Genomic DNA, 8,788 nt, shown 5'->3' on the forward strand with positions numbered 1-8,788 from the left:
TACAATGCCCAAGGACTAGATACTGGCCTCTTTGCTCCAAGAGTTACCAGGTTAGGAGTTTCACCTAACTAAATCAACTGCACCGAACTGGCGCACCATACAATTAGCCTCCTTTTCTTGTACAATAACACAAAACTCAAAAAAAAGATGAATACATTGTCTTGAATTTGTATAAAAGCGTATAATACATACAGGAGGAGTTTTAAAATATGCAACCATTTGATAAAGAATATGTCTGTGACATCGCCAAACAAATTTTGAATATTGATTCACCAACAGGCTACACAAAAAGAGCCATCGATTTCATGGACGAAGAAGCTAAAAAATTAGGCTATACAACAGGACGTAACCAAAAAGGAAATTTATTGATCTATGTAGACGGAAAAGATTCTGAACACACATTAGGATTGAGCGCTCACCTAGATACATTAGGACTTATGGTTCGTTCCATCAAAGACAATGGAAAACTTGCCATTACTAAAGTCGGAGGCCCATGCTTACCAACATTAGACGGAGAATATTGTAAGATCTATACTCGTGATGGAAAGGTATATACAGGAACGATTCTTTCTTGTTCACCAAGCGTACACGTATATCCAGATGCTTCTACATTAGAAAGAAAAGAAGACACAATGGAAGTTCGTATCGACGAAGTTGTACACTCAAAAGCAGATGTTGAAAAATTAGGTATCTGCAACGGAGACTTCATTTGTATTGATACAAAAACACAAATCACAGAAAGTGGATTCATTAAATCTAGATTCTTAGACGATAAGATTTCAGCTACAGCTTTAATGGGCGTACTAAAATACTTAAAAGACAACAACATTACACCTCAAAGAGACTTAGTCATTATGTTCAGTACATATGAAGAAGTTGGTCATGGAGCAAGTTGTCTTCCAGAAGAAGTTGAAGAATTATTAGCCGTAGACATGGGATGTATCGGTACAGATCTTGCTTGTACTGAACAAGACGTTTCAATCTGCGCTAAAGATTCAAGCGGACCATACGACTACGAAATGATTACTCGTCTAGTTGAACTATCAAAAGAAAACAAGCTTAATTATGCCGTTGATATCTACCCACAATATGGATCTGATGTCAGTGCCGCATTACGCGGTGGTAACGACATCAAAGGAGCCTTGATCGGCCCTGGTGTTCATGCTAGCCACGGAATGGAAAGAACACACTATGATGGTGTAGAAAGCACAATGAAGCTTGTTGTTAGCTATATCACAAAATATTAAAATCCTTTAAAGCAGCTACAATACCCTGTTCCACATTGGACTTGGTCACATGAGCTGCTTTTTCTTTTACATAATCCATAGCCTGGCCCATCGCAAAACTATGAGTTACAACACCAAACATACTCACATCATTTTCGCCATCACCAAATGTGAAGACTTTATCCTTATCCCAACCAAACATATCCATCATACGAACTAAAGTAGCTCCCTTACTATATCCTTTAGGCAATACTTCAAGTTCTCTAGGACAAGTACGGAACACTTCATATTGATCTTTAAATTCATTTTGAATATCCAAAGCCAATTGGGTAGTTACCTCTTCATCCTCAATTGTCTGAATCTTATTTACTGGATATTTAATTTCACTAAGATCCTTAATATACGTAATCTTAGGATAACCATCACGCATATCTGCAAGCCAAGACCAAGGGCCACCCGTCCAAGGAAAATCTTCAGGATATTCTTGTGCATTTCTTAATGCCTTTTTCTTTTCCATTATATGATCTGGAATATAATCAAATAATCCATCATTAAATACAGCCATTGTCTCACAATTTTTATGCATCAAATACGCAAAAACAGGCTCAACATCTTCCTTATACATCTGTTTTAAAACATGACGCTCATCCTTTTGAACATCATAATATGCAATACCATCTACCTCTAACAAATATCCACCATATACATCCATCTCTAATTCTTTAGCATATGAAAGTAATCTTGTATAACTTCTACCACTCGCAAGGACAAGTTTTGTCCCCTGCTTTTGACAAGCAATCAATGCTGCCTTCGTTTCTGGTAAAATTTTATTATTTGGATCCAATAAAGTTCCATCCATATCCATTACAATCGCATCTAACATAGTCCATCCCTCCATATAGAAAATAATATATCACAATTTTAAAAAAAGTACTTGCATAACACAACATCTTTTGGTATTATATACAGGCAGTCAAGTGAAAAGCAAATGCCTGAATAGCTCAGTCGGTAGAGCATCCGGCTGTTAACCGGCAGGTCACAAGTTCGAGTCTTGTTTCAGGCGCCACTTGATTAGTAAACCAGCTTAGCTGGTTTTTTTTATTTCTGAATTGAAATTTGTTTAAAAAAATAAAAAAAGTACTTGCATAACTCTAATTCTTTTGGTATTATATTTAGGCAATCAAGTGAAAAACAAATGCCTGAATAGCTCAGTCGGTAGAGCATCCGGCTGTTAACCGGCAGGTCACAAGTTCGAGTCTTGTTTCAGGCGCCACTTGATTATTAAACCAGCCTAGCTGGTTTTTTTATTTTATGGGAGCTAATTATGACAGAATCCGAATGGTTTGAACAACTTTTTAATCGCTTATCCCACTCCAAATTTAGGAGCAGTTTTCATCTGAAACAAAAAGATAAGCAGTATATACAAACTAAAGGAATGGACACCATTGAAAAACATGCCATAGATTTTGTTGAAAAAAGATTAGCTCCAGCCTATATCCCCAACGACGGTAAACAAACACCTTTCAAAGGACACCCTGTATTCATTGCCCAACATGCTACTGGCTGTTGTTGTAGACAATGTTTATATAAATGGCATAAGATCAAACCCAATCAGCCTCTAGGCCCCAAACAAAAAGCATATATTGTTAAAGTATTAATGACGTGGATTCATAAAGAAGTCGATTAAGAAATTGACTTCTTTTTTTTCTTGACTATACTATTCATGGAATTAAATATCGAATATATATTTATACTATGTGTATTATATATAAATGATATAGGAGATGATCTTATGAAAAACCATATGGAAATTCCGTGGCACGAATATACAAACAAAGATTCAAAAGTTAAGATTGAAAATGCAAGTCTTACAGAAAAATCCTCCGTTATAGGAAGAATTGGATTGATGCTTCTAGCCTGTGGTACAGGTGCTTGGAGAGTTAGAAGTTCTATGAACACCATTGCTAGTGAATTAAATATCACATGTATTGCCGACATTGGACTTACAAATATTTCCTACACATGCATTGATGGAATCAAATCTCACGCCCAATCCTTGTCTTTACATAATACAAGTGTCAATACATCCAAGCTTGCTCGTATGGAAGACTTTGTCTATCACTTTAAAGACGAATGTAAAACATGCACATGCAACGAAATACATGATCAACTTGATCAAATTGAAAATATTCACTCTAGTTACTCCCCCATTATTCTAGGACTTGCGGCTGCTCTTGCCTGTAGCTGTTTTACCTTTCTACTTGGAGGAGGCCCCATTGAAATGCTTTGTGCCTTTGTAGGGGCGGGACTTGGCAATACACTTCGAATGAAACTGATCAAACATAACTACACCCTATTCTTAAATGTTGCAGCCAGTGTTTCCTTAGCTTGTCTTGCATATGCCTTATTATTTAATTTTTTAGAAACCTATTTTGGCATATCCACACAACACGAAGCCGGATACATCTGTTCTATGCTTTTCATAATTCCAGGCTTTCCTTTCATTACAAGCGGTATTGACTTAGCTAAATTAGATCTTCGTTCTGGTATTGAAAGACTTGCCTATGCCATTATCATTATTCTAGCTGCCACACTTACTGCATGGATCTGTGCTTTAGTCTTGCATCTTCAACCCGTTGATTTTGTAAAATTACACATTTCAACATCAACTAAGTTACTTTTAAGACTATTAACCAGTTTTGGAGGCGTCTTTGGATTCTCCATTATGTTTAACAGTTCAAAAAAAATAGCCGCTAGTGCCGGATGCATTGGAGCCATCGCAAACACATTACGACTAACACTTGTCGATTTATCTTTACCCGCTGCAGCCGCAGCCTTTATTGGCGCACTAACTGCCGGACTACTTGCCTCTATGATCAAAGGAAATACAGGATATCCTAGAATTGCGATAACCGTACCATCCATTGTGATTATGGTTCCAGGCTTATACATGTATCGAGCTATCTATAATCTCGAACTTGCATCTACCATGTCTATTGGAGCTAACTGGTTCATTCAATCTTTATTGATCGTTTTGGCCCTTCCAATGGGACTTATATTTGCCCGTATCTTAACCGATCCCTCATTTCGTTATTGTACTTAAAAATGCTGAACTTAATCGTCCAGCATTTTTTGTATACATTCATATAAGATACTATTTGAAACTTCAATATTCTTTTCTAAATTATGTTCGAAATGTGTAAATGGCAAGAATACACCAACACAATACTTTCCTTTAAAATCACCACAATAGAAGAATGCATTATACAACAAATCTTCAAGCTTCATCATAGAATCCCATAAGCCAGAATAAATTTGTGCATCACTTAACTTTTCATGAACCTCTTCCGGCATTTCTTGGACAACTAAGATACCTAAATGCGATTCATTTTGAATAGTTCGAATGGACATGTCCTCTTTAAAGCTATGCTGCTCTAAAAACCCATACGCTAAGTATCGATTTTTTTCTACAAGCTTTTTAAACATATGCTTCTTTGATTCAGGAATATGAATATCACTTTCTATAATATTTCCATCCTCATCACTTAAAAGAATCGGATTCTCTTTTCCCTTATCGTTAAATCGCAATGGAATCAAAAATGCATTTCTTAATAAATCAAACATACTATTGCCGCATACAGCCATTAAAAATGCCGACAGATCTTTATTTTTGTATGCAGTAAATAGTGCATTGGTAAATACTTGTTTATCCACAAGTACCCTTTCTTCTTCTACGCTTGAATCCTCATCACAGGCAACACCTTCATAAAAGGCATCCATCAATCGTTTACAAGCTCTAGGATCCTTGGCAATTTTATCAAACAAAGCCTCTGCTTTTTCTTCCCTAGGAAAAATTGTTGGCATGATTCTCACTTCTTTTCTAATCCTTTCGACAAACAGATACAAGAAGTCTTCCTTTAACACACTTTTTGTATCTGTTTTGATGGCTTGCCTACTCAGACTAAAAGTATTATACTAACTCCAAGAAAATATGTGAAATGTATATTTTAAATATACATTATACAAAAATTATATGGAGGTTATACAATGACACTAGACTATTACCGCATCTTTTACTATGTAGCTAAATATAAAAGCTTTTCAAAGGCCGCTCAAATCCTACATAACAACCAACCCAACATCTCAAGAACCATGAACAACATAGAAAGTGAATTTGGATGTAAGCTTTTAGTACGCTCTCATTCCGGTATTACTCTAACACCCGAAGGTGAACAACTCTATGAACATGTTGCGATAGCCATTGAACAACTTTACCAAGGAGAAAGTGAAATCCTTTCAAATAAAACCTTAGAACATGGACATATATCAATTGGTGTAAGTGAAACGGCTCTAAATATCTTTTTATTATCCAAACTTGAACAATTCCACAAAGCCTATCCACAAGTCAAAATCAAATTATCCAACCATTCCTCTATTCAAGCTGTTGATGCCTTAGAAAAAGGAATTGTCGATATTGCGATTGTCACAAGTCCGATCAATATCAAAAAGCCATTACGTGCAACTTCACTCTACTGCTTTGAAGAAGTCTTGATTGGCGGAAAAGAATACGAAAGCTTAAGCAACCAGATTCTAGACATTCAACAAATCTCGTATTATCCATTTATCACCTTAGGCAAAAATACAAGTACATATACCTATTATTCAAACTTATTTTTAATTCACCAAATCCCTTTTCATACCGATTTAGAAGTGGCTACTGCCGATCAAATACTTCCATTAGTCAAACATAACCTTGGCATTGGATTCTATCCTAAAGAATTAATTTCTAAGGATTCTGATATTTTTGAAATTCAAACAAATATAAAAAATCCTGAACGAGATATTCTTCTTGTCCAGGATGCAAGTCGTGCAACCAATATTGCCACACAAAAATTTATTGATACGCTTTCTTTATAATTCAAAATTTACCAAATATGCATTACATGCTGCATCACTAAACTTACAATTGTGATACCACACCAACATGTTGCACCAACCGCAATTGGCTTTCCACCCGTTTTGATCAACTGAATTACATTGCTGTTAAGTCCAATGGCCGCCATAGCCATAATGATCAAAAACTTCGATAATTCTTTAAGTGGTGCAAATACACTAGAGTCTACTCCAACATTTACACAAACTGTTGTAAAAATAGCTGCCAAAATAAAATAAAGTATAAACATTGGAAAGGCACGTTTCAAACTAAAGTTTGATGCTTGTCTTTCTTTTTTAGCACGAATAAAAGATAGTCCAAGTGTAATTGGAATAATCGCAAGTGTACGAGTTAATTTTACTGTTACCGCCTTATTTAATGTGGCACTACCTAAATTCCACATACTATCCCAAGTTGAAGCCGCTGCCGTTACACTTGATGTATCATTAATGGCTGTTCCTGCAAAAATACCAAACGCATCCCCATGCATGGTATCAAAACCCAACGCCTTTCCTAGAATAGGAAAGAAAATAGCTGCAAGTACATTAAAGAAAAAGATAACTGCGATAGATTGGGCAATCTCATCATCATCCGCATCAATAACAGGGGCTGTTGCCGCAATGGCAGAACCACCACATATAGATGAACCAACACCGACAAGAACCGATGTATTTGAAGGCACTTTTAAAACCTTTTTCATAACCCACGCAAGTACTAAAGATGTAGTAATTGTACAAACAATGATTGGTAAAGACTGTTTCCCTGTTTCAAATATAACACCTAGATTCATTCCAAATCCAAGCAATACAACCGCTGTTTGTAAAATCACTTTAGAAGTCCATTTAATCCCTGCTTCGGCAGATTTTTTATCATTCCAAAACATCGCAATAATCATACCTGCAAGAATCGCAATGACAGCACCACCAACAACCGGAAACATTTTTCCTATGATCCATGATGGAATCGCAATCAATAGACAAATTAAAATGCCTTTTCCATATTTATTAATAAAATTCATTCAATAATTCCCTCCATGAAGAGAATTGTAGCACTATACATCAATAAGGTAAAATTATATAATTCTATCGAATAATAATATTTTCTTATCATTAGAGGTACATATGCTAGATTATCGAACTGAAACATTTCTTACTGTATGCAAAACATTAAATTTTACAACGGCTGCCAAACAATTAAATATCACACAACCTGCTGTATCGCAACACATTCATTTTTTAGAAAAACAATACAATACAATCCTATTCAATTATAAGAATAAAGAATTAAGTCTAACTCCATCTGGTCAAATACTATATAAACATTTATTAACAATGAAAAATAATGAACAAGCTTTAATGAATGAAATCAACAATATTACATCCAACATTGAAACTCTCTCCATTGGAGTAACTATGACCATCGGTGAATATGCGATTGTAGATAAATTGGCAAACTTTATTCAAAATCATCCTGAAATCAATATCCACCTTCACTATGGCAACACATCTAATCTGCTCGAATTACTTGACCATGGACAAATCAGTATGGCTATTGTCGAAGGAAATTATCCAAAAGAAAATTATTCTCATATAAAATATAGCACAGAAGACTATATTGCCGTCTGTGCTACATCCCATCAATTTAATAAAGAACCCCATACTATTCATGATCTAATATCTGAACATCTTTTGGTTCGTGAAAAAGGCTCTGGAACAAGAAATATTCTTGAACAAAGTCTAATTGCCCACGGATTACACATTTCAAATTTTATACATTATACGCAAGTAGAAAATATGCATACCATCATGAATCTGTTGAAAAAAGATTGTGGAATCTCTTTTCTATATAAGATAGCTGTAGAAAAAGAATTAAAATCAAAAGAACTCAAAGAAATTACTTTAGATGATTTTAAGTTACAACACGACTTTGACATCATCTGGGAAAAAGAAAGTATCCATGCCGATAAATATCTATCAATCAGTGAAGAATTTATTTAATTGTCGATTCGCAAGTACTACACGACCTTCTTTTATAGGACAAAAACCATTCTTAATCCAAAAGTGTTCAGCTTGAAGATTTCCATTTATCCAACCTAAGCGAACTTCCTTATATTTAAGTGTTGTTAAATAATCAATAAGTTCATTGACTATTGCACTTCCAACCCCATTCTTTTGTACACTAATATCTATCATTAAGAATCCAATGAATACAATATCCTTTTTTGGATATCCATCAATTAAATCTAAGACTGCAATTAACTTCTCATTCTTAAAATATCCTACATAATACTTATCCTTAAAATCAACATTGTCTGGAAGAGCCACCATATCCGATTCAATACTCTTTCTTGTCACATAAGGAGGTCGATATTGATAATATAAGTGATTTTTACTACAAAGACCATATATTTGATCAATATCATTCTTTTGTAGTTTTCTAACATAATATTTCTTGGAAAATAGTAACTCATCCATAATTTATTTCTTCCTTTTTTGATTTGGAAGCTCGTCATACATCACTTGAAACAAACCTTCCAAAAATTTCCGGTCATCCACTTCTTCTACCAACAACATTTCTTTGGCTCCATCATATGGTAATTCATATTGTACTTTTGACATATAATGAATTG

The 8,788-nt window shown here is 34.9% G+C and carries 9 protein-coding genes, 2 tRNA genes and 1 pseudogene; 7 read left to right on the forward strand and 5 right to left on the reverse strand.

The genetic code is table 11. The features are described from left to right. Positions 1 to 209 precede the first annotated feature (209 nt). Positions 210 to 1,247 (forward strand): M42 family metallopeptidase, encoded by a 1,038-nt coding sequence (locus ACZQCL_RS03810; protein ID WP_227993559.1) that lies wholly within the window; start codon positions 210 to 212, stop codon positions 1,245 to 1,247. Here the strand turns inward: ACZQCL_RS03810 and ACZQCL_RS03815 are convergent. After that, positions 1,234 to 2,109 (reverse strand): Cof-type HAD-IIB family hydrolase, encoded by an 876-nt coding sequence (locus ACZQCL_RS03815; RefSeq protein WP_482481882.1) that lies wholly within the window; start codon positions 2,107 to 2,109, stop codon positions 1,234 to 1,236. The two genes, ACZQCL_RS03810 and ACZQCL_RS03815, sit on opposite strands and share 14 nt — an antisense overlap. Positions 2,110 to 2,216: 107 nt before the next feature. Between ACZQCL_RS03815 and ACZQCL_RS03820 the strand changes: the two genes are divergently transcribed. From ACZQCL_RS03820 to ACZQCL_RS03835, 4 genes are all read left to right on the forward strand, one after another. Beyond that, a tRNA-Asn gene (locus tag ACZQCL_RS03820) sits at positions 2,217 to 2,292 on the forward strand. A 131-nt stretch (positions 2,293 to 2,423) separates the two neighbouring features. Continuing rightward, positions 2,424 to 2,499 (forward strand) — tRNA-Asn (locus ACZQCL_RS03825). 51 nt (positions 2,500 to 2,550) lie between these two features. Continuing rightward, positions 2,551 to 2,913 (forward strand): DUF4186 domain-containing protein, encoded by a 363-nt coding sequence (locus ACZQCL_RS03830; protein ID WP_154556542.1) that lies wholly within the window; start codon positions 2,551 to 2,553, stop codon positions 2,911 to 2,913. A gap of 105 nt (positions 2,914 to 3,018) precedes the next feature. Further along, positions 3,019 to 4,329, forward strand: a complete 1,311-nt coding sequence (locus ACZQCL_RS03835; RefSeq protein WP_482481883.1) for a threonine/serine exporter family protein — start codon at positions 3,019 to 3,021, stop codon at positions 4,327 to 4,329. A gap of 11 nt (positions 4,330 to 4,340) precedes the next feature. Here the strand turns inward: ACZQCL_RS03835 and ACZQCL_RS03840 are convergent, their stop codons facing one another. Then, the gene (locus ACZQCL_RS03840; RefSeq protein WP_337526559.1) at positions 4,341 to 5,090 is read right to left on the reverse strand and encodes a DUF4866 family protein; all 750 of its coding nucleotides are present in this window, start codon (positions 5,088 to 5,090) and stop codon (positions 4,341 to 4,343) included. 183 nt (positions 5,091 to 5,273) lie between these two features. On the opposite strand from ACZQCL_RS03840, the gene ACZQCL_RS03845 reads away from it, so the two are divergent. Next, a complete protein-coding gene (locus ACZQCL_RS03845; protein WP_412343847.1) occupies positions 5,274 to 6,143 on the forward strand; it encodes a LysR family transcriptional regulator in 870 nt (289 codons plus the stop codon). An 8-nt stretch (positions 6,144 to 6,151) separates the two neighbouring features. Here ACZQCL_RS03845 and ACZQCL_RS03850 read toward each other — a convergent pair whose 3' ends face one another. Continuing rightward, positions 6,152 to 7,177: a YeiH family protein gene (locus tag ACZQCL_RS03850; protein WP_482481884.1), complete on the reverse strand. Its 1,026-nt coding sequence runs from the start codon at positions 7,175 to 7,177 to the stop codon at positions 6,152 to 6,154. A gap of 103 nt (positions 7,178 to 7,280) precedes the next feature. Between ACZQCL_RS03850 and ACZQCL_RS03855 the strand changes: the two genes are divergently transcribed. Then, entirely contained in the window at positions 7,281 to 8,156 is an 876-nt protein-coding gene (locus tag ACZQCL_RS03855; protein ID WP_482481885.1) for a LysR family transcriptional regulator, read from the forward strand. Here the strand turns inward: ACZQCL_RS03855 and ACZQCL_RS03860 are convergent. Next, complete coding sequence (locus ACZQCL_RS03860; protein WP_482481886.1) at positions 8,133 to 8,633, reverse strand: GNAT family N-acetyltransferase; 501 nt, start codon at positions 8,631 to 8,633, stop codon at positions 8,133 to 8,135. The genes ACZQCL_RS03855 and ACZQCL_RS03860 overlap by 24 nt on opposite strands. Before the next feature lie 3 nt (positions 8,634 to 8,636). Beyond that, positions 8,637 to 8,788, reverse strand: a pseudogene (locus ACZQCL_RS03865) (TfoX/Sxy family protein); the annotation flags it as partial.

It is taken from the genome of Holdemanella sp. (assembly GCF_056804935.1).